Here is a 22,226-nt window from a genome sequence, read left to right as displayed (position 1 = left end):
CCGGCTCGCTCGTGTGGCTTCCCGCGCCCACAACGCCCCAGGAGGGCATCTCATGACCACCACAACCCCCGCTCCCGCCGCTGCGGTGCCGGTGGGTGCTGGCCTGTCGATGTTCGACCCGGTGTTCATCGGGATCGACGAGTTCGGCCAGCCCGTCTACCTCGACGTCGTCTACCACAACCTGCTCGCCGCCGGTGAGCCCGGCGGCGGCAAGTCCGGCCTGGTCAACAACATCTGCGGCCACGGCGTCCTGTGCGACAACACCCGCCTCGTGCTGTTCGACGCCAAACTCGTCGAACTCGGCCCCTGGCGCGACCTGGCGGATGCGTTCATCGGCCCCGACATCGACCAGGGCATCGACGTGCTGCGCCGCCTCCTGGTCGTGGCCACCAACCGCTACACCTGGCTGCTCGCCAACCGGCGCCGCAAGCTCGCCGAAGGCGACGGCATGTCGGTCATCCTCACCGTCATCGACGAACTCGCCATGTTCTCCACCGTGCTCGGCACCAAGGCCCAGCAGGAAGAGTTCTCCACCCTCCTGCGCGGCCTCGTCTCCCTCGGCCGCGCCTGCGGCATGCCGGTGGTCGCCGCGACGCAGCGGCCGTCGTGGGACATCATCCCCGCGTCCTTGCGGGACCTGTTCGGCTACCGGGCCGCGTTCCGGTGCACCTCGCTGAACAGTTCGAACATCATCCTCGGCCAGGGCTGGGCCGAGCAGGGCTACACCGCCTCCGACATCGCCCCCACCAACCAGGGCGCGGCCTACCTCCTGGCCGAAGGCGGCGTTCCCCGCCGCATCAAGGCCGCCTACCTCACCGACACCGACATCTACAACATCGCCGACTACGCCGCCTGGACTCGACGGCCCCAGCCGCTACCGACCCTGGTCCCGGACCTCAGCCGGGTCGACCTGAGGGAGGCGGCGTGACCACCCGCGAGCACGCCTACGCGCGTGCCAACAACCAGCGCGCGGCCCAGTTCACCGAGCTGTGGATCGTCGGGCGTCCCGAGGACATCGCCGCCATGGTCCAGGTCGCCTCGGCCAGCGGCCGACTCGTCTACCTGTCCGCCCCGCGCTCGATGGGCGGCGACGACACCCGCCAACGCCGCTACCTGCGGCTGCGCACCACCTGAATCGGCCGACAGGACCAGGTCCCGCCTGGCAGCAGCTCTGGTCCTGCCGACCTTCCGCCAACAGCCCCGAAAGGACGTGGCTGCCATGAAGGCTACCCAAAAACCACCCACCGACGTTGAGGTCACCCCGGCTGACCTGCTGCGGATGGCTGCCCTCTACCTGCGCCGGCACGGCTGGACCCAGGGCGACTACTACACCGTCGTCTTCGACGCCCTCACCCCCCGCGCTTGCGTCTCCGGCGCTATCGGCATGGCCGCCTACGGCAAGGCCATCGACCTGCCGTTCCTCGCAGACCTCCCGGAACGCGGCGACTACCGCGCCGCCGTGTGGACGCTCGTCGACTTCCTGTTCCTGGACTCATCCACTGATCTGTTCGGCTGGAACGATCGCCCCGGCCGCACGGCCGCCGACGTTATCAACGCCCTTAACGCCGCCGCCGACCGCTGGGACCGCCTCTACAACCAGGGAGGCGAGCGCTGATGTTCACCGTCAAGGCGTCCTTGACGCGCATCCCCCGTCAGAAGCGCCGCGAGGTCGTCGAGAACGACGCGTTCGCCGCGTTCGCCCGGCGCATCATCCGCGCCCACGGCCGCCGCGTCGCCGCCGGCGACGTCGAAGCCCTCCGCGACCTGGTCGCCCTGTCGACCAACCTCGACGAAGCCATCGGAGAAGCCGTCATCGGCCTTCGCGCGTTCGGCTACTCCTGGTCCGAGATCGGCACCCGGCTCGGCATCTCCAAGCAAGCCGCCCAACAGCGATGGGGCGGTGAGAAGCCGTGACCGACCTCCGCTCTCCTGAGCTGGACACGCTCACCGAGCGCACCGGCATCCGGGTCGAGTTCTACGACCCGCACGGCACCCGCTACGGGTTCCCCACCTTCCCCTACCACGCCGCCCCGACCGGGCTGGCCACCGTGCGGCAGCTCCGCGCCGCAGGCCTTCGCCCCAACGGGCAGAACCCGATCGCGCAGATCTACTGGCGTCACCGCAAACAGCGCCGGGTCGCCTACCTCTACCGCCTGGACCTGGCCGCGCCCAAGCGCACCGCCACCCCCGCCCAACGCGAGGCCATCGCCAAAGCGCTTCGCGCCCGTCGCACCTGCCGCCACTGCGGCGTCGTGCAGCCCTACTACATCCCCCGCCGTACCGGCTCCTGCCTCGACTGCACCGGAGGCCACTGATGGCTGTCCTGATCACGTTCGCCGTCGTCCTGCTCATCGGCATCGCCATGGCCTACATGGGAGGCGTGCGATGAGTTTCCAGCTCTCCGACCCGTGCCTGTGGTGCATCGAGGGCAGCTCGCCCGCCGGCATCCACGACATCCTCGGCCCGGTCTACAAGCCCTGCCCCGTCTGCCTCGGGACCTGCGCCCTGTGCGAGGGCGACGGGCTGTTCCCGGCCGACTTCACCTGCCTGCCCTGCTTCCGGCAGCAGCTCGCCGCCCAGGGCCTCGCGGCGATCATGTGCGCCCACTGCTCCGGCGTGGTCGACCTCATCCCCCTCGACAGCATCCCGGCACCGGAGGTGACTCCCCATGTCGAGCACTGACCCGAGCACCTTCACCCAGCAGTTCGCCTCCGAGTACGCCCGCAACGCCGTACCCGCCATGCTCAAGGCGATCGGCTCCATCAAGCGCTACAACCGCTTCGTTCTGCTCGGTGCGCTGCTGACCAGCTACCTGCACCAAGCCCACTACCTGTGGACCCAGAACGCCGGCTACTTCGCCTACCTCGTGCCCCTGATCTTCGATGCCGCGATGGTGTCGATGCTGACCGTCGTCCGCACGTCCGGCATCGCCCGCGACGCCAAGCGCGGAGCCCTGATCGTGTTCGCCTGCGCCGCCATGCTGTCGGCAACCATCAACTTCGCCTCCCCCGGCAGCCTCGGCCTACGCCTGGTCTTCGCCCTGGTCGTCGTCCTCGTCATCGGCGTCGAACTCGTCGCCGGACGCATCCGACCCGACTTCGCCGCCATCGAAGCCGAAGCCGCCGCCCTGCTCACCGCCGCCCGCAACCTGACGGCCACCCCCGAGCACCCCACCCAGCCCGAGCAGCCGACCGAACCGCCGGCTGTCACGCCGGACACCACCGAGCCGGCCGCCGACACCACCGCCGTCGTCGACACCCCGCCGGCCGCCGCGCCGGCTGTCATCGAGGCACCCGTGCTCACCCCGATCCCGGCCGCCCGGCCGGAGGTCCCCGCGCACCTGGTGCCCACCGCCCGCTTCGCCATCCGCCAGCACGAGCAGACCAACGGCCGACCCATCACCGCCGACGAACTCGCCGCCCTGCTCACCGTCACCCCGGCGATTGCCCGGGAACTGCTGCACTCCATCAACGGCCACAGCACGGCCGTCAACGGCACCCCCGTCGCCGGTGGTGCCCGATGACCATCCACGTCGTCGACATCCAGCACTTCACTCACACCTGCCCGGCCTGGCCGGACGAGCCGCACCCCTACGACACCCGACGCACCATCGTCGACATCACCCCCGGCGGACCCTGCCGGACCCCGGTCACCATCCGCTGCGGCCAGGTGACCACCACCATCGCGTGCCACCGACACGAACCGGCCGACCGCCAGTGCGGCGCCTGCCGGCTCATCGTCACCACCCGACGCATCACCGAGGTCTTCATGGGCCACCACGGCCCCGACCACACCCGGCACCTCGACGAGGTGTCCGCCTGATGGCGTCGACGCTGGACCTCACCCCCCGCGCTTCGGCCCGGGGGGTGGGCTCGAACGCCGACACCACCGCCACCGTCTACGGCTACACCGCCGCCGGCTCCGCCTTCCACCGCGCGACCCAGCCGGACTACTTCGGCTGGATCGAACACGTCCGCGCCGCCGCCGGCTGCACCCGCCCCATCCGCCTCGCCGGCAGCCTCCACACCGTCGAACCCGCCACCGGCCGAATCCTCGACTCCCGGCACACCGACGCCATGCCCGACGCCGCCATCTACAAGGCGTGCGGCAACCGCCGGTCCAGAGTCTGCCCCGCCTGCGCACAGACCTACCAACGCGACGCCTTCCAACTCCTGCGCGCCGGCCTCGTCGGCGGCAAAGGCATCCCCGGCAGCGTCGCGTCGCATCCGGCGGTGTTCGCGACCTTCACCGCGCCATCGTTCGGCACGGTCCACGCCCGGGTCGTCAAGCGGCACACCTGCCGCAACCGCCGCCGCTGCGACTGCCGCGCCGAGCCCTGCCACGCCCGCCGCGCCGACGACCCGGCCGCCGGCCTGTGCGCCCATGGCCGGCCCGCCGTCTGCTGGGCACGCCACGAACAGGGCGACACCGCCATCGGCCGCCCCCTGTGTCTGGACTGCTACGACCACGGCCACCAGGTCGTCTGGAACATCTTCTCCGGCAAGCTGTGGCACCGCACCAAACAAGCCGCGGAACGCTGGCTCGCTCAGCTCGCCCACCGCCGCGGCATCCCCCGCGTCGAGATCCGCACCCCCTCCGGCAAGCTCCGCAACCTGCCCCCGGTCCGCCTCTCCCCCGGCAAGGTCGCCGAACTCCAAGCACGCGGAGCAGTGCACTTCCACGCCATCGCCCGCCTCGACGGCGTCGAACCCGACGACCTCGACGCCATCGTCCCGCCACCGGCCGACTTCACCGTCGACGACCTCGTCGACGCGCTCCGGCACGCCGCCCGGCAAGTCACCTTCCACACCCCGGACCACCCCGACCGGCCCGACGGCTGGCCCATCTCCTGGGGCGAACAACTCGACCTGGAACCCATCACCACCGACGGCACGGGGGAGGTCACCGACAGCCTCGTCGCCGGCTACCTTGCCAAGTACGCCACCAAGAGCACCGAGGCCACCGGGCACACCTCCACCCGCCTGACCGCCGACACCATCGGGGACTACGCCGACCCCGACGGCGACCACACCGCCCGCCTCATCGACGCCTGCTGGCGCATCGGCCGACCCACCGGCACCCCCGTCCCGCTGTCCGAGCGGCCCCGCGAACCCCGGCCACGCCCCGGCTTCGTCCCGCGTTGGCAGTGCCCCGACTGCGGCACCCACACCCGATACGCCGCCTGCCCCGTCTGCGTCGCCGACCGTCAAGCCGCCCTTGACGCCGAAACACTGAAACCGGCCAGCGACAGCCCATACACCCGGCTGCGGCGCTGGGCGCACATGCTCGGCTACGGCGGCCACTTCCTCACCAAAGCCCGCCGCTACTCCGTCACCTTCCAACTCCTGCGCGACACCCGCGTTCAGTTCCGGCGCCACGAGCACCAGGACCACGAGCACCCAACCGCCGGCGGACCACCCGCCGGCCAGCTCGCCGAGGACACCACGCTCACCGTCGGCACCCTCACCTTCGCCGGAGTCGGCTGGCACACCTCGGGCGACGCGCTCCTCGCAAACACCGCCGCCGCCATGGCCCGCGAGCGACACGCCACCGGCCGCGAAGAACTCGCCCACGAACTCAGCACCGCCCCGGCTGGTACCACGCCGGTCGCCGCTTGATTCGACAGGAGGAAGGACCCTGACCGTGGATGACGACCTGATGACCGTGCCGGAGGTGCTCGCCGCGCTCAACAACGTCTCGCGCCGGACGTTCTACCGGTGGCGTGAACTCGGCATCGCCCCCGCTTGCATCCGGCTTCCCAACGGGGAGCTTCGGATTTCGAGGAAAGACCTCCGGATCTGGCTGGAGCAGCGGCGCGAGGTGGCGGCGTGAAGTCTCGCCGCGTCCGTATCTGGGCGATCAAAGCCAACGCCGCCGGTGCTGCCGGGTCCAAGAAGGCGAAGCGGTCCTACACCGTCCGATGGGTGGTGGCGGGCCGCGAGAAATCGCGCACGTTCGTCACGCGGGCCTTGGCCGATCGCTTCCGCTCCGACCTGATGCAGGCAGCCAACCAGGGAGAGGCTTTCGACATCGACACCGGGCTACCGGACTCGATGACGGAAACGCCAGCGGCCACAAGCTGGTTGGAGTTCGTCAGCAAGTACGTCGACATGAAGTGGGCGGGCGCTGCGGCCAAATCCCGCGACAGCATGACGGAGGCGCTTGCCGCCGTCACAGCGGCGCTCGTCAAGGACGCTCCCGGACGGCCGCCGGTCGAGCTGCTTCGCCAAGCGCTGCGTAACTACGTGCTGCCGCCACCAGCTCGTGGCCTGGACATGCCGCCGGACATCGCCGACGCGGTGCGCTGGTTGCGCCACGCTTCCCTGCCGCTGCCTGATCTCCGGGAGGCGGGGACCGTTCGGGGTGCGCTTGACGTCCTGGTGGTGAAGCTCGACGGCAAGCCGGCCGCAGCGACCACCACGCGTCGAAAGCGGTCGGTGTTCTACAACGCGCTTCAGTACGCGGTCGAGCTGGAAGAGTTTGAGTTCAACCCGATCGACAAGCTTCGGGTGCGGTCGCAGCGGAAGAAGATTGCCGAGGTCGTCGATCGCCGGGTGGTCGTCAACCAGCGCCAGGCGATGGAACTGCTGATCGCTGTCACGTACGTCGGTCAGCGTGGGCGGAAGGCCAAGCGTGGCGAGCGCCTGGTGGCGTTCTTCGCCTGCCTGTACTTCGCCGCTCTCCGTCCGGCAGAGGCGTTGGCACTGCGTGAGCAGGACTGCGACCTACCCGAGAAGGGATGGGGTCGGCTGACGCTGGCCAAGAGTCGCCCCCAGGCGGGCAAGCGATGGACCGACAGCGGCGAGGTTCACGACGATCGAGGGCTGAAGCATCGAGCCGAGGATGAGCCGCGCAGCGTGCCGATCCCGCCCGCGCTCGTGGCGATCCTGCGCGCACACATCGAGCGGTTCGGGGCCGCCAAGGACGGCCGGCTGTTCCAGAGCGAGCGCGGCAACGTCGTTGCGGCCTCGACGTACTCGCGCGTCTGGGATGAGGCGCGTCGGCTGGCGTTGACGCCGCGCCAAGTTGACTCTCCGCTCGCTGGTCGCCCGTACGACCTGCGGCACGCCGCCGTGTCGCTGTGGCTTAACGCTGGTGTGCCGGCGACCGAGGTAGCCGACCGGGCCGGACACTCCGTTGACGTGCTGCTGAAGGTCTACGCCACGTGCATTGACGGCGCGGAGGCCACCGTCAACGACCGGATCGCTGAGGCTCTGACCGGCGTTGCGTGGCCCGTATGATGGTCGTCGTTCCGGATCTTGCCCCGGCTATGTCGGCTGACCTGGGAAGATGACTTCAAGGTCATTCCGCGTCTGTTCCGCGACCCGCGACAAACGGCGGCTTCCGGTGACCTACGGTTGCACACCTGTTCTAATTGAACAGCGTGTGTATTGCCAGCTCAGATGGCGTTTCTCCTGTGTATCGAGGTGCCCCCGGCAGGATTCGAACCTGCGACACACGGTTTAGGAAACCGATGCTCTATCCCCTGAGCTACGGGGGCGCGAGGGCCCAGTCTAGCGACCGGGGGGTTCACCTGGGGTGGCAGGGAGTGGCCCACGTTCACCCGCGTTCCCCGGACCGCCGTTGTCGCAGCCCAGGAGCACACCCCGAGTCTCCATGTGACTCCCGTTGATCTTGGTGGGCAGGGCGGAGTGGCCGGCGCGATGGGGTTCGCGTCGGTGGGTACCGAGCTGGTTCAGGCTGCGGCGCGGGCGGTTACTGCTGGTCGGCTGAAGGTCTTGCGGTCGCGGATGAGTGCCCAGAGGACGTCGACGCGTCGTCGGGCGAGGGCGAGTATGGCTTGGCGGTGGTTCTTTCCTTCGGCGCGCTTCTTCTCGTAATAGGCACGCGAGGTGGGGCATTCCCTGGCGGCGGTGAACGCGGCCATCCACAGAATGTGCCGCAGTCTTCGGTGGTAGCGGCGGGGCTGGCGATGGTTCCCGGAGACCGTTCCGGAGTCGCGGGAGACGGGTGCCAGGCCGGCGTGGGCGGCGAGTTTCGCGGGGCTGTCGTACTCGGTCATGCCGGCGGTGTGGACAAGCAGTTCGGCGGTGAGCAGGGGTCCCATGCCGGGCAGGCTCCCGATGATCGGCGTCAAGGGGTGCTGGTCGAGCTGGTCGGCGATGAGGTCGTCGACGGCGGCGATGCGTTGTTCGATGGCGAGGATCTCGGTGGCCATCTGCCCGACCACCACGGCGGCGGCACGTTGCCCGGGCAGCGTGATGGTCTGCTGCCGGGCGGCGGTGACCATCGCCTCGGCGACCTGGACGGCGTTCTTGACGTGGCCGCGGCGGAGCAGGGCGGTGATCCGGTCGACGCCGGCGTGCCGGATCGCGGCCGGTGTCTGCCAGCAGGCCAGCACCATCATCGGGGCCTTCCGGTTCAGGTCCACGGCTCGTTCGAGGGCGGGGCTGATCCCGGTGAGGAGTTCCTGCAACCGGAACAGGGTGGCGACGCGCTGCCCGACGAGGTCGGCGCGGTAGCCCGTGAGCACGGTCAGCTCGGCAAGCAGCCGGTCGGAGGGTTCCAGGATCGGGATGTCGGGGCGCATGCGGATGGTCTGCGCGATGACGACCGCGTCGCGGGCGTCGGTCTTGTTCTCCCCTGCGAACGCGGCGGCCATGTGGAACGCGACGGCGCCGGAGACGTAGCGGACCTGAACCTGACGGCGCCACAGTTGGGTCAGCAGCAGCGCCGACAGGCCGGTGGTGACGTCGACCGCCCAGCAGACCGGGCGGCCGTGCGTCGACACCTCGGCCATGACGGTGAGCAGTGAGGTCTCGTCGTTGGCGACCCGGCGGGAGTAGACGAGCCGACCGTCGCCGTCGACGGCCGCGACGTGGTGATGGGTCTTGCCGATGTCCACGCCGATCCACAGCCTCGCCACCGTCGTTCTTCCCTTCGTTGAGGAGTCTTTCCGGATGCCCTGGTCTGTGGGTTCGGGTTTGCCGGCACCTTCTAACGATGCGAACGCGGGTCGCGGGTCTCCATCAGCGGTCTACCGAATCTCACAGACGGCGAGGCGGCGGGTGGCATCTCCTACCGTGAGCCAAGGGATCTCGGCGAAACACACGCAGCCATACCCGCCACTTCCTGGGCTTCAGGGTCTACGGCCGCCAGGGCCGCGCCCGTTCAACCCAGCGCGCCCGCGAGGCGGGAATGGGTGGCACCTCGAGGCTCAGCCACGATCACGGCGGAACACACACAGCCATCCCCATTCCCGGCCCCGCGGGCACGGCAGTCCCCAGCCTCCCGCCGTCGCTGGCTGGCGCCTCGGACACGATGTGCGAGACAGCCCGAGCGCCTTGCCAAGCTGTTGGTGAGTCGAGTCAGGAGTGTCTGATGGAGGGCCTCGGTGGGGGGACCGTCGTTCGGGTGGTGACGCCGATGGCGGCGAGCGCGCAGCAGGCGGCCACGCCGACGAGCACGGGTGCGTAGCCGTCGCTGCTGTGCAGGAGCGCGGCGGCGACGAGGGGGCCGGTGGCTTTGGCAATGGTGACGGGGGCGGCGAGGCGTCCGGCGATGGTGGCGTAGGCGGTGGTGCCGTACCGGTCGGTGAGCAGGGCGGGGGTGGCGAGACTGCTGATGCCGAAGCCGAGTCCGAAGCCGACCACGCTGATGATCGCGCCGGCGCGGGTGGCGGCGAGCAGGGGCATGGCGAGCACGGCGACGGCCTGGGTGGCGTAGACGGCGCCCACGATGGTGGTGACGGGCAGTCGTTGGCGGGCGGCGGTGAGGACGAGCCTGCCGGTGGCGGACAGGACGCCGAGCAGGCCGGCGGCGGTGGCGGCGAAGGTGGCGGGGTGCCCGCGGCTGATCAGGTAGCCGATGAGGTGCACGGTCATGGTGCTGGTGGCGAGGCCGTGGGCGGTGAAGGTCGCGGTGAGGATCCAGAAGCGGGTGTCGCGCATCGCGGCGCGGGCGACCGCCCGTTGTGCGGGGTGCGCGCGTCGGGCCGGGCCGGCCGGTGCGGTGCCTGCCGGTCGGGGCTTGCGGACGGTGAGCGCGTGCAGCGGGATGGTCGCCACGCCGTGGATGGCGGCGAGGGCGAGCAGCGCGCCGCGCCAGCCGAGGTGCGCGGTCAGCAGGCCGGTCAGGGGCATGAAGATGGTGCTGGCGAACCCGGCCACGATCGTGATCGCGAGGAGGGCGGTGGCGCGCCGGTCGGGGGTGAACCAGGAGACGACGACGGCGAAGGCGGGTTCGTAGAGCACCATCGCCCCGGCGATCCCGATGCCGATCATGACGGCGTATAGCTGGCCGATGGTCTGCACCTGGGACCAGGCGATCAGCAGCGCGGTGGCAGTGATCGAGCCGACGGTCATGAGCGCGCGACCGCCGTGGTGGTCGAGCCACCGGCCGACGGGGATGGCCATGAGGGCGCCGGTGAGGACGGAGGCGGTGAGCGCGCCGGTGACGGCGGTGGTGGACGCGCCGATGCTGGTGGCCATGGGTGTCAGCAGGACCGGGTAGGCGTAGTAGAGGGTGCCGTAGCCGATGGTGGAGGTGACGGCGAGGGCGGCGACGATTCGCCAACGGTGGTGCCCGCCGACGGTGGGGTCGGCGGGCACCGTCGTGGTGGTGGGCATCAGCTGCCGCAGCAGCCGCCGGCCTGCGTGTCGGCGGGTGCGGCGTCGAGGGTGACGAGGTTCAGCGGGGCGGCGAGGAGCCCGCCGGTGATGCCGGTAGCCAGCCCGCGTGACGTCGGCTCGGCGGCGGGGGTGGGTCCGCAGCAGCTGTCGCCGGTGACGGAGTCGTCGGGGTTGCTGTTGCAGACGCCGGTTTCCGGCAGGTCGAGCTGGACGTCGCGGGCGGCGGTCCAGTCGCCGGCGAGGGCGGCGACGACGGAGCGGACCTGCTCGTAGCCGGTGGCCATCAGGAAGGTCGGCGCCCGGCCGTAGCTCTTCATCCCGACGGCGTAGTAGCCGACCTCCGGATGGGCCAGCTCGTCGACGCCGTGCGGGGGCACGGTGCCGCAGGAGTGCTCATTGGGGTCGATGAGCGGAGCCAGTGCGCGGGTGGCGCCCATGACCGGGTCGAGGTCGAGGCGCAGTTCGGCGGCGATGGCGTGGTCGGGTCGGAAGCCGGTGGCGGCGACGATCCGGTCGACGGTGAGCGATTCCTCGCTGCCCTCGCCGTGACGGACGACGACGGTCACCCGGCCGTCGGCGGGGGTGAGGGCGTGGACGGTGAAGCCGGTGAGCAGTCGGATCCGGTTGGCGTCGACGTGGGCGCGTAGCCGGGAGCCGAGCGCGCCGCGGGCGGGGAGGGCGTCGGCGTCGCCGCCGCCGTAGGTGCGTGCGGGTGAGGTGGTGCGGATCGCCCAGGTGACCTCGGTGCCCGGGTGGTCGGCGGCGAGGTCGGCGAGGGAGAGCAGGGTGTTGGCGGCGGAGTGGCCGGCGCCGACGACGAGGGTGTGGCGGCCGGCGAACCGGTCGCGGTCGGCGCCGAGCACGTCCGGCAGGGCGTGCTCCAGGTACGCGGCGGCGTCGGTCTCGCCGCGGGCGGGCAGGCCGGACGCGCCGAGGACGTTGGGGGTGCCCCAGGTGCCGGAGGCGTCGATGACCGCGCGGGCGAGCACCTCCTGGCCGTCGGTGAGGCGGACGAGGAACGGCGTGGTGTCGCGGCCGGCGGTGCGCAGCCGGTCCAGACCGAGCCGGCTGATCGCCTCGACCCGGGCGCCGTAGCGCAGGTGCGGCTTGAGCTGCGGCAGTTCGGCGAGGGGCTGGAGGTAGTCGGTGGCCAGTTCGGCGCCGGTGGGCAGCGCGTCGGGGTCGGGGGCGACCCAGCCGGCGTCGTCGAGCAGCCGCCGGGCGGCGGGGTCGATGTCGTAGCGCCACGGGGAGAAGACGCGGACGTGGTCCCACTGGCGCACGGCCGCTGCGGCGGTGTCGCCGGCTTCGAGGACGAGGAAGGGCAGGCCGCGCTCGTGCAGGTGGGCGGCGGCGGCCAGGCCGACGGGGCCGGCGCCGATCACCACGACCGGAAGGGTGTCCAGGGCGCTCATCAGGCAACTCTCCTCTGCGTTGATAACTGTCGAATCAGATATGTGGAGGGGCCCCGGCATCCGAAGCCAGAGGCGATCAGGTGATGGTGGGGCTGCGACGCTCGATCAGGACCACGTCGCGCCACCGGCCGTGGTGGCGGCCGACGCGTTCGCGGACGCCGACGACCCGGAAGCCGGCCCGCTCGTGCAGGGCCAGGCTGGCGGTGTTCTCGGGGAAGACGCCGGACTGGATGGTCCAGATCCCGGCGGCCTCCGTGGAGGCGACGAGGGCGTCGAGCAGCAGCCGGCCGGCACCGCACCCTTGGGCGGCGGGGTGCACGTAGACGGAGTGTTCGACCACCCCGGCGTAGACCACCCGGGCGGAGGTCGGCGACGCCGCGACCCAGCCGACGACGACATCGCCGGCCACGGCCACGAAACGGTGCGCGGGCAGCCGCGCGGCGTCGAAGTCCGCCCAGGCCGGCGCTGTGGTCTCGAAACTGGCGTTGCCCCCGCCCAGGCCCGCCTGGTAGATCCCCAGGACCGCATCGGCGTCGGCAGCGGTCATCGGCCGTACGGCGACGCCCGCGCGCCCCGCCGCGCCGGTTGGGTCGCCCCTGCCGCCAGCCGTCATGATCATGCGACCCATCCGATTCTGTCTCGACGTCTGTCAAATCAGAGAGTTGCACGCTGGTTAGAAGAATGTCAACCTAGAGGCATGTCTAAGCAGCCGCCGCCGCTCGTCGCCATCGACCTGAACGCGGCGACCTCCTGCTGCGCGCCGCTTGCGCAGCGGCGGGTGCCCGCGCAGGCGGCCGGGGCTCTCGCCGCGGCGTTCAAGGCACTCGGCGACCCGGTGCGCCTGCAGCTGATGTCGATGATCGCCTCCGCCGAGGGCGGAGAGGCGTGCGTCTGCGACCTCACGCCAGCGTTCGACCTGACCGGCCCGACGATCTCCCACCACCTCCGGACACTGCGTGAGGCCGGCCTGGTGGACGCCGAGCGGCGCGGCACCTGGGTCTACTACCGCGCCCGTCCGGGGGTCCTGCGCCAGTTGGCGTTCCTGCTCTCCGTCGAGCCCGCCGACTCGTAGCACCACCCGCCCAGCCGGCAGGAACGCGCCCGCGCGGGAGGAGCCGGCTTTCCGCCGCCGGCGGCGCGGAACAACGCGCCCGCCGGCGGCGGAAAACTCCGACTGGGCAGGGTGAAAACGCTCCGGCCGACCGATGCCGCGCATGCGGCACCCCGACGACCGCATCTCAGCCGACCTCTCGTTGCCAACCTGATTTAGCTCAGCTATGGTTGAGTCAATGAACGCTGAGCCTGATTCCTTGGCTGGGCGGGCGCGCATCCACGCGGCGCTCGGTGACCCGGCGCGGCTGGCGATCGTGGATGCGCTCACCCTGGGCGACGCGTCCCCCGGCGAGATCGCCCACACCCTCGACCTGCCCACCAACCTCGTCGCCCACCACGTCAAGGTCCTCACCGAAGCCGGTCTGGTGGTCAAGGGCCGCTCCGAGGGCGACAAGCGCCGCACCTACCTGCGGCTGCGGCCGGAGGCACTGGCCGTGCTGACCCCGCCGGCGCTGACCGGCGTCGGCCGGGTGGTGTTCGTCTGCACCCGCAACTCGGCCCGCTCCCAGCTCGCCGCCGCGCTGTGGCAGGACCGCACCCACGCCCCGGCCGCGTCCGCCGGCACGTACCCGGCCTCCCGGGTGCATCCCCGCGCGGTGGCTGTCGCCGGCCGGCACGGGCTGCGCCTGGACCCCACCGCCACCGCCCACGTGGTCGATGTCGTCCGCGATGACGACCTGCTCATCGCCGTGTGCGACAACGCCCACGAAGACCTCACCGGGCCCGTGCGCCCCCGCCTGCACTGGTCGGTGCCCGACCCGGTCCGCGTCGACACCGACGAGGCGTTCGAGGCCGCGTTCGCCGACCTCGCCGCCCGCGTCGACCGGGTCGCTCCCGCCATCACCCCCGCCGTCCGTTCGGGAGACCGCCATGACTGACACCAGCCCCCACCGCTTCGACGAGGTCTCCATCGACCAGCAGGTCGCCCTGCGCACCGCCGCGACCCGGCTCGCCGAGGAGTTCACCGGCGTCTACGGTCCGGAGACGATCGAGCGGTTCCTGCTCTCCAGCTACGACCAGTTCGCCACCGCCAGCACCATCCCCCACTACCTGCCGCTGCTGGCCGAGCGCTTCGCCCGCCAGCGCCTGCAGGCCCTGGCCCGGGTCGAGGGCCACCACCGCGAAGGCCGCCCGGTGGTGCTGTTCCTGTGTACCCACAACGCCGGCCGCTCCCAGATGGCGCTCGGGTTCTTCACCCACCTCGCCGGCGACCGGGCGGTCGCCTGGTCCGGCGGCAGCGAACCCGGCATCGAGCTCAACCCCGCCGCGATCGCCGCCATGGCCGAACGCGGCATCGACATCGGCGAGGAGTTCCCCAAGCCCTGGACCGACGAAGTGGTCCGCGCCGCGGACGTCGTGGTCACCATGGGCTGCGGCGATGCCTGCCCGGTCTTCCCCGGCACCCGCTACGAGAACTGGGACCTCGACGACCCCGCCGGCCTCGACACCGCAGGTGTGCGGCCCATCCGCGACGAGGTTGAGCGCCAGGTCCGCCGCCTCCTCGACGACCTGCACGTTCCCGCCAACCGATAGAACCCCCGGCCGACACCGGTCCGGGACGTCACCGCACAGGGGAGAGAACGAACTGATGACCAACGCACTCTGGCGGCGCCTGCTGGCCGAGTTCACCGGCACCGCCCTGCTGGTCACCGCCGTGGTCGGCTCCGGCATCATGGCCGCCACCCTCTCCCCGGACGACGTCGGCCTGCAGCTGCTGGAGAACTCGATCGCCACCGCGTTCGCCCTCGCCGCGTTGATCCTGATCTTCGGGCCGGTCTCCGGCGCGCATTTCAACCCGGTCGTCTCCGCCGCCGACTGGTTCCTCGGCCGCCGCGCCGGCACCGGCCTCACCGCCCGCGACCTGGGCGGCTACGTGGGGGCGCAGGTGCTGGGCGCGATCGCCGGCTCGGTGCTCGCGAACCTGATGTTCGACCTCTCGGCCGTCGACTTCTCCGGCAAGGACCGCGCCGCCGGGCACCTGTGGCTCGGCGAGGTCGTCGCCACGACCGGCCTGATCCTGCTGATCTTCGCCCTCGCCCGCTCCGGCCGCGCCCCGGTCGCCCCCGCCGCCGTCGGCGCCTACATCGGCGCCGCCTACTGGTTCACCTCGTCCACCTCGTTCGCCAACCCCGCCGTCACCGTCGGGCGGGCGTTCACCGACACCTTCGCCGGCATCGCCCCCACCTCGGTGCCCGGGTTCGTCATCGCCCAGCTCGTCGGACTCGCCGTGGGCATCGGTCTCCTTGCCGCGCTCTACCCCGACGCCGGGCAGGCCGCCGACCAGGTGGTCGTCCCCGCCGAAAGTGACCCGGCGCTCGACCACCGCGCATGACAGTCAGTCCGGAGCACGGTGGAGCGCGCAGGCCGCACCGGGCCCTGGTCAACCCCGCCCATCCGGGCGACCGGTACCGCCAGCTCGACCGCAACAGCAACCTCGACCCATACCTGGCCGCGATCTCCGACGAGGCGCCGGTCAACCGGTCCCGCGATCCGCACTGCATGAAAGGCTCCTGATGTCCGACAAGCCCAGCGTCCTGTTCGTCTGCGTCCACAACGCCGGCCGTTCCCAGATGGCCGCCGGCTGGCTGCGCCACCTCGCCGGTGACGCCGTCGAGGTCCGCTCCGCCGGCTCCGCGCCTGCCGAGACGGTCAATCCCGCCGCCGTCGAGGCGATGCGCGAGGTCGGCATCGACATCACCGACCAGACCCCCAAACTCCTCGAGTACGCCACCGCCCAGTCCTCCGACGTCATCGTCACCATGGGCTGCGGCGACGCCTGCCCCGTCTTCCCCGGCAAGCGGTACGAGGACTGGAAGCTGGAGGACCCCGCCGGCAAGGGCGTCGAGTCGGTCCGCCCGATCCGCGACGACATCCGCACCCGGGTGGAGAAGCTCCTCGCTGAGCTGCGCCCCACCGCCTGACATCCCCGTTGTTCGCCGCCCGCCGGACCACCCCGACCGGCGGGCGGCTCACCCTGAGCAGGAGCCCTTGTCATGTCCGAACCCCAGCCGCTGATCATCATCGGTTCCGGGCCCGCCGGTTACACCGCCGCCGTCTACGCCGCTCGCGCCAACCTCGCCCCACTGGTCATCGAGGGCAGCCAGTCCGGCGGCGCGCTGATGACCACCACCGAGGTGGAGAACTTCCCCGGCTTCCCCGACGGCATCACCGGCCCGGAGCTGATGGACAACCTGCGCAAGCAGGCCGACCGGTTCGGCGCACAGTTCATCACCGACGACGTCACCCGCGTCGACCTCACCGGCGACGTCAAGACCGTGTGGGTCGGCGAGCAGGCGTACCAGGCGCGGGCGGTCATCCTCGCCACCGGCTCCGCGTGGCGGCCCCTCGGCGTCCCGGGCGAGCAGGAACTGCTCGGGCATGGCGTGTCCGCCTGCGCCACCTGCGACGGGTTCTTCTTCCGCGACCAGGACATCGCCGTGGTCGGCGGCGGTGACACCGCCATGGAGGAAGCCACCTTCCTCACCCGCTTCGCCCGCAGCGTCACCATCATCCACCGCCGGGACACCTTCCGCGCCAGCCGCATCATGGCCGACCGCGCGCTCGGCAACGACAAAGTCCGGGTGGCGTGGAACAGCGTCGTCGAGGAGATCCTCGGCCCCGACGGCGCCGTCGCCGGAGCCCGGCTGCGGGACGTTCACACCGGTCAGACGCGGGTCCTCAACGTCAGCGGGGTGTTCGTCGCCATCGGCCACGACCCGCGCAGTCAACTGTTCCGCGGCCAGGTCACCCTCGACGACGACGGCTACGTCAACGTCGACGCCCCCGGCACCCGCACCAACCTGCCCGGTGTATTCGCCGCCGGCGACCTCGTCGACCACACCTACCGCCAGGCCATCACCGCCGCCGGCACCGGCTGCGCCGCCGCCCTCGACGCCGAGCGCTACCTCGCCACCCTCACCTGACCGGCGCCGCCCGAGGTCCGGCCAGCGCGGCCGGCTCTTTGGCCACGGCGACTCGCGCAGGCGGGAGGCGATGTCGGCGACCGTCGCCTTCGCGGTCCGGCCGGTATCCACCAGCGTGGCCGACGCCGCCCCGGTCCAGTCCCCGTAGCCGAGCAGGTAGAGGCCTGGCTCATCCACCGACCGGGTGCCCTGGACCGCCACCGTCCCCTGCCGCCAACCGGGCAGCAGCGGCGCGAGGTGGGTGAGGTTCGGCCGAAAACCCGTACACCAGACCACGACGTCGCAGGACTCCTCGGTGCCATCGGCCCACCGCACACCGCGCTCGGTCAACCGCGCGAACATCGGCCGGGAGTGCAGGACACCCCGGTCCCGCGCGTCGCGGACGCCGGGCACCATCACGATGTCCCCCAGGTCGCTGACACCCTCACCGGCACCACCGGCGGCCTTACGGGTGGCCACCCCGAACAACACCCGACCGTCGATGTCGTCCGGCATGAACCGCGCCGGACGCGGGGTGACCCAGGTGGCCTCGGCGGCCCGAGACACCTCCGCCAGGATCTGCGCCGCCGAGTTACCCCCGCCGACAACCACGACCCGCTGCCCCCGGAACTCCTCCGGCGAGGTGTAGTCCACCGTGTGCAACTGCCGGCTGGCGAACTGCTCGCGGCCCGGGATGTCGGGCACGTACGGGCACTCCCACGTACCGGTCGCGGAGATGACGTACCGGGCCGACCACACCCCGGCGTCGGTGTCCACCGCCCGGCGATCCCCGTCCCGCCGCACCTCACGGACACGGACCGGCCGGCGCACCGGAAGGCCTTAGCGCCGCTCGTACGCCTCTAGGTAGTCCACGACGTGCCCCGCGGTCGGGAACTCCTCGCCCTCCTGCCGCGGCATCCCCCACCCCGGCAGCGGGCTGTACTCCGCCGGCGAGAACAACCGCAACGACTCCCAGCCGTGCCGCCACGCCCCACCCGGCCGCGACTGGGCGTCGAGGATGACGTAATCCAGACCGGCGCGGCGCAGGTAGTAGCCCGCCGCCAGGCCCGCCTGCCCGCCGCCGACGACCACCACGTCACATGACGCCACGCGCGGCACCTCCCTCGATTCGTAGATCATCATGCCAAGACGACAGAGGCGACGGGCTCCCACAGGAACTCACGGTGATCCTCCCCTCGTTCACCAGCGGATCGACGGGCTCTGCTGTAACGATGCAAGGCGTGGGAACTGTGAAGACCGAGACGCCTGCCATCTCGCCGCTTGCCGGTCAGCCGATCGACCGCGCCGACGCCGAACGGCTCGCGGGAGTGCTCAAGGCGTTCGCCGACCCGGCCCGGCTGCGACTGCTCAGCCTGATCCAGGCGGCCCCCGAGGGAGAGGCGTCCGTCAGTGACCTCACCGCGCCCCTCGGGCTCTCCCAGCCGACCGTCAGCCACCACCTGCGGATCCTCACCGAGGCCGGCCTGCTCGAACGCGACAAGCGCGGCGTCTGGGCGTACTACCGGCTCGTGCCGTCCGCCATCGCCACGATCGCCGACCTGCTGACCCCGCCCCGCAAGCGGGCAACGAAGAAGACCCGCTGACCGACGTCACCGACCTCGCGGCAGTCGCCGGCATCCGCTGGACCGTCGAAGATACCTTCCAGGCCGCCCAGGGCCAGGTCGGCCTGGACCAGCACCAGGTCCGCCGCTGGGACTCCTGGCACCGGTTCACCACCCTCGCCCTGGCCGCCCTCGCCGTCCTGGCGATCAGCGCCGCCGACGCGACCGACGACGACCCGACCGACACCGGACTGATCAAGCTGACTGTCAACGAGATCCGCCGCGTGATCAACGCCTGCATCATCCACCCGATCACCGACCTCACCCACCGTGTGCACTGGTCAGGCTGGCGACGCCGACATCAAGCCCGCACCCGACGAGGCCACTACACACGCCGCCTCAACCTCGAACTCCAGCCATGATCCCGAACAGCGGCTGCCGTACTAGTCGATTCTGGGTCGGCGCCACCACGCCGGCAGCCATGCCGCGAAGCCGTGACGCGCTTGATTGCGCAGTTGCGCCGCGGTCAGCGGGGGGCGCGGATCGAGGCCCGGCGCCGGCCGCGTCGCGTCAGGTGAACCGTGGCGTGCGGCTGACAGCGACACCACGCGCTGACGCAGCCAGTCGATGGGATCGGCGGCCGAGAGCCAATTCCAGTGCCGCCATGCCTCGCGGAAGGCTGTCTGTGCGATGGCATGGGCCGACGCGGGGTCGCCGGTTGAGGTGTAGGCCAGCTGGACCAGCCGCGAATAGTAGACCTCGTAGCAGCGATCGAAGTCGTACTCATTGATCACGGTTGCCGTCCCCGCCGCCGGCAGGCCGGCGACCACCAGTTCGCCTTGCCCAGCAACGCCATGGTCGCCGGGACGAGCAGGCCGCGGATGATCGTGGCATCGACGGCGATGGCAACGGCCATGCCCAGGCCGAACATCTTCACCACCGGATTGGTGTGCAGCACGAAGCTTGCGAAGACACACACCATGATCAGGGCTGCGGAGGTTATCACCTTGCCGGTGCCGGCCAGGCCGCGCCGGACGCTGAGCCGATTGTCCCGGGTGGCCTGCCACGACTCCTGCACCGCGGTCAGCAGAAACACTTCGTAGTCCATGGAGAGTCCGAACAGGAGGGCGAATAACATCATCGGCAGGTAGGCCTCCACCGGGATCGGGCCGTCGAGGCCGGTCAGCTCCACGCCCCAGCTCCAGGTGAACACGGCCGTCAGCGCGCCGTAGGCGGCCCCGATCGACAACAGGTTCATCAGCGCGGCCTTGACCGCGATGACGGGAGCGCGGAAAGCGATCAGCAGCAACAGCGCGGACACCAGGACTACGATGCCGATCAGCCACGGCATCCGGTCGGCGATGCGGTCGGCCAGGGCGCCGCGGATCGCGGTCTGGCCGGTCGCGTGCAGGCGCATCCCCTCGACCGGCGTATCCAAGACGGACTCCACGAAGGCGATGGTGGCCGGATCGCTGGGCGCGGTCGCCGGGATCACCCGGACCGTGACCAGGGCGCCGTCCGGAGCGATGCGCGGCTGCTCCACGCGGGCGACACCGGGTGTGGCCTTCAAATGCTGGGTGAGTGAGGCAAGGCGCGGGTCGGCGGGTCCTGTGATCGGGCTGTCCGGCTCGGCCACGACGCTGATCGGCCCGTTGATTCCCGGCCCGAAGCCCTCGGCGAGGATCTCATGACCGGTGCGGGCAGCTGTCCCCTTCGGCTGGTCGCCCGCGTCGGTTTGGCCGAGCTTCATCCCGAGCACCGGCGCCGCCAAGGCCAACAACACGATCGACGCAGCAATGGCGTACCGCAAGGGATGACGGGTGACCCGGTCGGCGATCCGCCCCCACCGGGAGTCGTCGATCTCCCCGTCGCGCGCGCGGATCAGCCGCAACGAGTTGACCCGCGGGCCGAGCACGGCAAGCAGCGCCGGAAGCAACGTCGTTGCCGAGGCGACCGCGAGCACCACGGTGAGTCCCGCCGTCCACCCCAGTGTGGCGAGGATTGGCACCCCGGCGATCGCCAGCCCGCCCAGGGCGACGATCACCGTGCCGCCGGCGAAGGCCACGGCGCTGCCCGACGAGGCAACGGTTTCCACGATCGCCTGTTTACCCAGCGTGTCGGCGGCGAGTAGCGCCCGGTACCGCGTCAGAAGAAACAAGGCGTAGTCGATGCCCACGCCAAGCCCGATCATCGTGGCGAGGGTGGTCGCCACGCTCGGCATGCCGGTGACGTGGCCGGCCAGTCCGATTAGGCCAAGTCCGCACACGAGCGTGACCACAGCAGTGAGCAGGGGCAATCCCGCCGCCACCAGCCCGCCGAAGGCGACCAGCAGCACGGCCAGCGCTACGGCCAGTCCCAGCAGCTCGCTGGTGCGCGTCTCGGTCTCCGGCAGGGCAAGGGCGCCGCCGGGTACGGTTTGGATGCCGGCCTCGGCGGCCGGCGACGCGGCGGTGACGACCCGATCGGACAGGTCGTGGCCCACCTCTCGCGGGCCGAGGTCGAAGTTGACTGTCGCGTATCCGATGCGGCCATCAGCGCTAATCGTGCCTAGCTGCGCGCTGGGCGGCACGACCTCGACGACGTGCTCGACCTGCCGCACCTGCGCCGCCGCGGCGGCGATCGCGGCTTGATTCGCCGGGTCTTCGAGGCGTCCTTGCGGAATCTTCAGGATGATCTGCCCGGTAGCGTTGCTCGCGCCGGGAACGTGCGCTTCGACCAGATCTCGTCCCAGCTGGGCGTCGCTGCCGGGCAAAGAGACGTCCTCCTCGACCGGCCTGCCGAATCCGGCCACGAGAGCGCCGATGGTTGCAGTCAGCAACAGCCAGCCGATGATCACCTGCCACGGCCGCCGCACGGCCAGGCGGCCGAGGCACGTCATGGTGCGGCGCGTCGCCCCGGTCTCGACGGCGTTCATGCCGTGCCTCCACAAGACTTCGCACCGTCATTGCCGCCAGCGGTTTCCAGTGAGAGATCCTCGCCACCGATCGACAGCCGCAGGCCATCGTCTGCCGCCGTGACCTGCCGGTAGCTCAAGCCGCCCGGCAGCGGGGGCAGCTCGCGGGAAATGCCGCTGGCACCAGGGATCTTGGCGGGCAGGGCATCGACGGAGGTTCGCAGACCCAGCACCTCGACCTCCAACGGCACTACCCGCAACGTAGCGCCGAACAGCAACGCCTCAGCGAAGACGGTCACCGGGACTCGGCGGCCGACGAGCTCCGCGGTGGACTCGATCGCCACCAGACCGTCCGAACCCGACAGTCTCGCCCCGGCCGGCGCCTGCGTCACGAGCGAGGAATAGTCCATGACCAGGCGGGCTTCCACCCGCCCAACGCGCACCTGCCCCTCGCCGCCCGGCACGGACACGTCGTGCGCCGTCGCGCTGGCCTCGCGGACAGTCAGCTTGGCAAGGCTGATCTGCCGAGCCAGCACTGACACCGCGCCGTAGCGGCCGGCCATCGCCTGGGCGAAGAACGGCACTCCATGAATGTTCACCTCCGGCACCTGGGGCAGGCCCGCCACGCACGCCAGCCGGCTGGCGAGCTTGTCCTCCGCGAATCCCGCGGCGGCCTGATCGACGGCGACTGCCATGCCACCGCTCACCAGTACCGCTGCTGCCACCACAATCCTTCGCCGCCATGCACG

At 71.0% G+C, this 22,226-nt stretch carries 27 protein-coding genes, 1 tRNA gene and 1 pseudogene; 19 read left to right on the top strand and 10 right to left on the bottom strand.

The genetic code is table 11. From position 1 onward, the window contains the following. Positions 1-52: 52 nt before the first annotated feature. The 11 genes from KSK32_RS15650 to KSK32_RS34555 all read left to right on the top strand — a co-directional run bounded on the left by KSK32_RS15650 (position 53) and on the right by KSK32_RS34555 (position 7,241). Complete coding sequence (locus tag KSK32_RS15650; protein WP_216931882.1) at positions 53-928, top strand: FtsK/SpoIIIE domain-containing protein; 876 nt, start codon at positions 53-55, stop codon at positions 926-928. Next, positions 925-1,134, top strand: a complete 210-nt coding sequence (locus tag KSK32_RS15645) for a hypothetical protein (protein WP_151010795.1) — start codon at positions 925-927, stop codon at positions 1,132-1,134. Before KSK32_RS15650 ends, KSK32_RS15645 begins: the two co-directional genes overlap by 4 nt. Before the next feature lie 85 nt (positions 1,135-1,219). Continuing rightward, positions 1,220-1,615: a hypothetical protein gene (locus KSK32_RS15640; RefSeq protein WP_030504507.1), complete on the top strand. Its 396-nt coding sequence runs from the start codon at positions 1,220-1,222 to the stop codon at positions 1,613-1,615. Beyond that, a complete protein-coding gene (locus KSK32_RS15635) occupies positions 1,615-1,914 on the top strand; it encodes a hypothetical protein (protein WP_216931881.1) in 300 nt (99 codons plus the stop codon). Before KSK32_RS15640 ends, KSK32_RS15635 begins: the two co-directional genes overlap by 1 nt. Continuing rightward, complete coding sequence (locus KSK32_RS15630) at positions 1,911-2,315, top strand: RRQRL motif-containing zinc-binding protein (protein ID WP_289256616.1); 405 nt, start codon at positions 1,911-1,913, stop codon at positions 2,313-2,315. Before KSK32_RS15635 ends, KSK32_RS15630 begins: the two co-directional genes overlap by 4 nt. A 70-nt stretch (positions 2,316-2,385) precedes the next feature. Then, positions 2,386-2,682, top strand: coding sequence for a hypothetical protein (locus tag KSK32_RS15625; RefSeq protein WP_216931880.1), 297 nt, complete (start codon positions 2,386-2,388; stop codon positions 2,680-2,682). Beyond that, complete coding sequence (locus KSK32_RS15620) at positions 2,669-3,523, top strand: DUF2637 domain-containing protein (protein ID WP_216931879.1); 855 nt, start codon at positions 2,669-2,671, stop codon at positions 3,521-3,523. Before KSK32_RS15625 ends, KSK32_RS15620 begins: the two co-directional genes overlap by 14 nt. Continuing rightward, a complete protein-coding gene (locus KSK32_RS15615; protein WP_216931878.1) occupies positions 3,520-3,822 on the top strand; it encodes a hypothetical protein in 303 nt (100 codons plus the stop codon). Before KSK32_RS15620 ends, KSK32_RS15615 begins: the two co-directional genes overlap by 4 nt. Further along, positions 3,822-5,618, top strand: a complete 1,797-nt coding sequence (locus KSK32_RS15610; RefSeq protein WP_216931877.1) for a replication initiator — start codon at positions 3,822-3,824, stop codon at positions 5,616-5,618. The genes KSK32_RS15615 and KSK32_RS15610 overlap by 1 nt, the downstream gene beginning before the upstream one ends. Positions 5,619-5,643: 25 nt before the next feature. Beyond that, complete coding sequence (locus KSK32_RS15605; RefSeq protein WP_030504500.1) at positions 5,644-5,832, top strand: AlpA family transcriptional regulator; 189 nt, start codon at positions 5,644-5,646, stop codon at positions 5,830-5,832. Next, positions 5,829-7,241: a tyrosine-type recombinase/integrase gene (locus tag KSK32_RS34555; RefSeq protein ID WP_289256615.1), complete on the top strand. Its 1,413-nt coding sequence runs from the start codon at positions 5,829-5,831 to the stop codon at positions 7,239-7,241. The genes KSK32_RS15605 and KSK32_RS34555 overlap by 4 nt, the downstream gene beginning before the upstream one ends. 187 nt (positions 7,242-7,428) lie before the next feature. On the opposite strand, the gene KSK32_RS15595 is transcribed toward KSK32_RS34555, so the two are convergent. The 5 genes from KSK32_RS15595 to KSK32_RS15575 all read right to left on the bottom strand — a co-directional run bounded on the left by KSK32_RS15595 (position 7,429) and on the right by KSK32_RS15575 (position 12,620). Next, positions 7,429-7,501, bottom strand: a tRNA-Arg gene (locus tag KSK32_RS15595). Between the two features lie 195 nt (positions 7,502-7,696). After that, positions 7,697-8,887: an IS110 family transposase gene (locus KSK32_RS15590; protein WP_216931876.1), complete on the bottom strand. Its 1,191-nt coding sequence runs from the start codon at positions 8,885-8,887 to the stop codon at positions 7,697-7,699. A gap of 442 nt (positions 8,888-9,329) precedes the next feature. Then, a complete protein-coding gene (locus KSK32_RS15585; protein WP_216931875.1) occupies positions 9,330-10,589 on the bottom strand; it encodes an MFS transporter in 1,260 nt (419 codons plus the stop codon). Beyond that, positions 10,589-12,007: an NAD(P)-binding domain-containing protein gene (locus tag KSK32_RS15580; protein ID WP_216931874.1), complete on the bottom strand. Its 1,419-nt coding sequence runs from the start codon at positions 12,005-12,007 to the stop codon at positions 10,589-10,591. The genes KSK32_RS15585 and KSK32_RS15580 overlap by 1 nt, the downstream gene beginning before the upstream one ends. A 76-nt stretch (positions 12,008-12,083) precedes the next feature. Next, entirely contained in the window at positions 12,084-12,620 is a 537-nt protein-coding gene (locus tag KSK32_RS15575) for an N-acetyltransferase family protein (RefSeq protein ID WP_374226749.1), read from the bottom strand. An 84-nt stretch (positions 12,621-12,704) separates the two neighbouring features. On the opposite strand from KSK32_RS15575, the gene KSK32_RS15570 reads away from it, so the two are divergent. The 7 genes from KSK32_RS15570 (at position 12,705) to trxB (ending at position 17,043) form a co-directional block, all read left to right on the top strand. Further along, a complete protein-coding gene (locus KSK32_RS15570; RefSeq protein ID WP_216931872.1) occupies positions 12,705-13,079 on the top strand; it encodes a metalloregulator ArsR/SmtB family transcription factor in 375 nt (124 codons plus the stop codon). Positions 13,080-13,296: 217 nt separating this feature from the next. Next, on the top strand, positions 13,297-13,998 hold the full coding sequence (locus tag KSK32_RS15565) for a helix-turn-helix domain-containing protein (protein ID WP_216931871.1): 702 nt from the start codon (positions 13,297-13,299) through the stop codon (positions 13,996-13,998). Further along, on the top strand, positions 13,991-14,653 hold the full coding sequence (locus KSK32_RS33445) for an arsenate reductase ArsC (RefSeq protein ID WP_216931870.1): 663 nt from the start codon (positions 13,991-13,993) through the stop codon (positions 14,651-14,653). The genes KSK32_RS15565 and KSK32_RS33445 overlap by 8 nt, the downstream gene beginning before the upstream one ends. 55 nt (positions 14,654-14,708) lie before the next feature. Further along, positions 14,709-15,452, top strand: coding sequence for an MIP/aquaporin family protein (locus KSK32_RS15555; protein WP_216931869.1), 744 nt, complete (start codon positions 14,709-14,711; stop codon positions 15,450-15,452). Further along, positions 15,449-15,634 (top strand): hypothetical protein, encoded by a 186-nt coding sequence (locus KSK32_RS15550; protein WP_216931868.1) that lies wholly within the window; start codon positions 15,449-15,451, stop codon positions 15,632-15,634. Before KSK32_RS15555 ends, KSK32_RS15550 begins: the two co-directional genes overlap by 4 nt. Beyond that, positions 15,634-16,041 carry an arsenate reductase ArsC gene (locus KSK32_RS15545; RefSeq protein WP_216931867.1) on the top strand — a complete coding sequence of 136 codons (408 nt, stop codon included), beginning with the start codon at positions 15,634-15,636 and terminating at the stop codon, positions 16,039-16,041. The genes KSK32_RS15550 and KSK32_RS15545 overlap by 1 nt, the downstream gene beginning before the upstream one ends. Before the next feature lie 72 nt (positions 16,042-16,113). Next, positions 16,114-17,043 (top strand): thioredoxin-disulfide reductase, encoded by a 930-nt coding sequence (trxB, locus tag KSK32_RS15540; RefSeq protein ID WP_216931866.1) that lies wholly within the window; start codon positions 16,114-16,116, stop codon positions 17,041-17,043. Between the two features lie 507 nt (positions 17,044-17,550). On the opposite strand, the pseudogene KSK32_RS34975 reads toward trxB, so the two are convergent. Both KSK32_RS34975 and KSK32_RS15530 read right to left on the bottom strand, forming a co-directional pair. Next, positions 17,551-17,853 (bottom strand): annotated as a pseudogene (locus KSK32_RS34975) (NAD(P)-binding domain-containing protein); the annotation flags it as partial. 9 nt (positions 17,854-17,862) lie between these two features. Then, entirely contained in the window at positions 17,863-18,165 is a 303-nt protein-coding gene (locus tag KSK32_RS15530; protein ID WP_216931865.1) for an FAD-dependent oxidoreductase, read from the bottom strand. An 89-nt stretch (positions 18,166-18,254) separates the two neighbouring features. Here KSK32_RS15530 and KSK32_RS15525 point away from each other — a divergent pair, with 89 nt between their 5' ends. After that, positions 18,255-18,626 (top strand): helix-turn-helix transcriptional regulator, encoded by a 372-nt coding sequence (locus KSK32_RS15525; RefSeq protein ID WP_216931864.1) that lies wholly within the window; start codon positions 18,255-18,257, stop codon positions 18,624-18,626. Between the two features lie 401 nt (positions 18,627-19,027). Here KSK32_RS15525 and KSK32_RS15520 read toward each other — a convergent pair whose 3' ends face one another. Genes KSK32_RS15520 through KSK32_RS15510 form a run of 3 tightly spaced genes read right to left on the bottom strand, consistent with a single transcriptional unit; the run spans position 19,028 to position 22,202 of the window. After that, complete coding sequence (locus KSK32_RS15520) at positions 19,028-19,414, bottom strand: hypothetical protein (RefSeq protein WP_216931863.1); 387 nt, start codon at positions 19,412-19,414, stop codon at positions 19,028-19,030. Next, on the bottom strand, positions 19,375-21,498 hold the full coding sequence (locus tag KSK32_RS15515) for an MMPL family transporter (RefSeq protein ID WP_216931862.1): 2,124 nt from the start codon (positions 21,496-21,498) through the stop codon (positions 19,375-19,377). Before KSK32_RS15515 ends, KSK32_RS15520 begins: the two co-directional genes overlap by 40 nt. After that, complete coding sequence (locus tag KSK32_RS15510) at positions 21,495-22,202, bottom strand: DUF2993 domain-containing protein (protein ID WP_216931861.1); 708 nt, start codon at positions 22,200-22,202, stop codon at positions 21,495-21,497. Before KSK32_RS15510 ends, KSK32_RS15515 begins: the two co-directional genes overlap by 4 nt. Positions 22,203-22,226 lie beyond the last annotated feature (24 nt).

The organism is Micromonospora sp. WMMB482 (assembly GCF_019038635.1).
Lineage (GTDB): Bacteria > Actinomycetota > Actinomycetes > Mycobacteriales > Micromonosporaceae > Micromonospora > Micromonospora marina.
Note: the sequence above shows the minus strand (reverse complement) of the source record. Positions and strands in the feature narration are given on the sequence as shown.

Coding starts and splice junctions, on each gene's coding strand:
- KSK32_RS15650 (WP_216931882.1), top strand. CDS start 53: ATGACCACCACAACCCCCGCTCCCGCCGCTGCGGTGCCGGTGGGTGCT.
- KSK32_RS15640 (WP_030504507.1), top strand. CDS start 1,220: ATGAAGGCTACCCAAAAACCACCCACCGACGTTGAGGTCACCCCGGCT.
- KSK32_RS15635 (WP_216931881.1), top strand. CDS start 1,615: ATGTTCACCGTCAAGGCGTCCTTGACGCGCATCCCCCGTCAGAAGCGC.
- KSK32_RS15625 (WP_216931880.1), top strand. CDS start 2,386: ATGAGTTTCCAGCTCTCCGACCCGTGCCTGTGGTGCATCGAGGGCAGC.
- KSK32_RS15620 (WP_216931879.1), top strand. CDS start 2,669: ATGTCGAGCACTGACCCGAGCACCTTCACCCAGCAGTTCGCCTCCGAG.
- KSK32_RS15615 (WP_216931878.1), top strand. CDS start 3,520: ATGACCATCCACGTCGTCGACATCCAGCACTTCACTCACACCTGCCCG.
- KSK32_RS15610 (WP_216931877.1), top strand. CDS start 3,822: ATGGCGTCGACGCTGGACCTCACCCCCCGCGCTTCGGCCCGGGGGGTG.
- KSK32_RS15585 (WP_216931875.1), bottom strand. CDS start 10,589: ATGCCCACCACCACGACGGTGCCCGCCGACCCCACCGTCGGCGGGCAC.
- KSK32_RS15580 (WP_216931874.1), bottom strand. CDS start 12,007: ATGAGCGCCCTGGACACCCTTCCGGTCGTGGTGATCGGCGCCGGCCCC.
- KSK32_RS15575 (WP_374226749.1), bottom strand. CDS start 12,620: ATGACGGCTGGCGGCAGGGGCGACCCAACCGGCGCGGCGGGGCGCGCG.
- KSK32_RS15570 (WP_216931872.1), top strand. CDS start 12,705: ATGTCTAAGCAGCCGCCGCCGCTCGTCGCCATCGACCTGAACGCGGCG.
- KSK32_RS15565 (WP_216931871.1), top strand. CDS start 13,297: ATGAACGCTGAGCCTGATTCCTTGGCTGGGCGGGCGCGCATCCACGCG.
- KSK32_RS33445 (WP_216931870.1), top strand. CDS start 13,991: ATGACTGACACCAGCCCCCACCGCTTCGACGAGGTCTCCATCGACCAG.
- KSK32_RS15555 (WP_216931869.1), top strand. CDS start 14,709: ATGACCAACGCACTCTGGCGGCGCCTGCTGGCCGAGTTCACCGGCACC.
- KSK32_RS15550 (WP_216931868.1), top strand. CDS start 15,449: ATGACAGTCAGTCCGGAGCACGGTGGAGCGCGCAGGCCGCACCGGGCC.
- KSK32_RS15545 (WP_216931867.1), top strand. CDS start 15,634: ATGTCCGACAAGCCCAGCGTCCTGTTCGTCTGCGTCCACAACGCCGGC.
- trxB (WP_216931866.1), top strand. CDS start 16,114: ATGTCCGAACCCCAGCCGCTGATCATCATCGGTTCCGGGCCCGCCGGT.
- KSK32_RS15530 (WP_216931865.1), bottom strand. CDS start 18,165: ATGATGATCTACGAATCGAGGGAGGTGCCGCGCGTGGCGTCATGTGAC.
- KSK32_RS15525 (WP_216931864.1), top strand. CDS start 18,255: ATGCAAGGCGTGGGAACTGTGAAGACCGAGACGCCTGCCATCTCGCCG.
- KSK32_RS15515 (WP_216931862.1), bottom strand. CDS start 21,498: ATGAACGCCGTCGAGACCGGGGCGACGCGCCGCACCATGACGTGCCTC.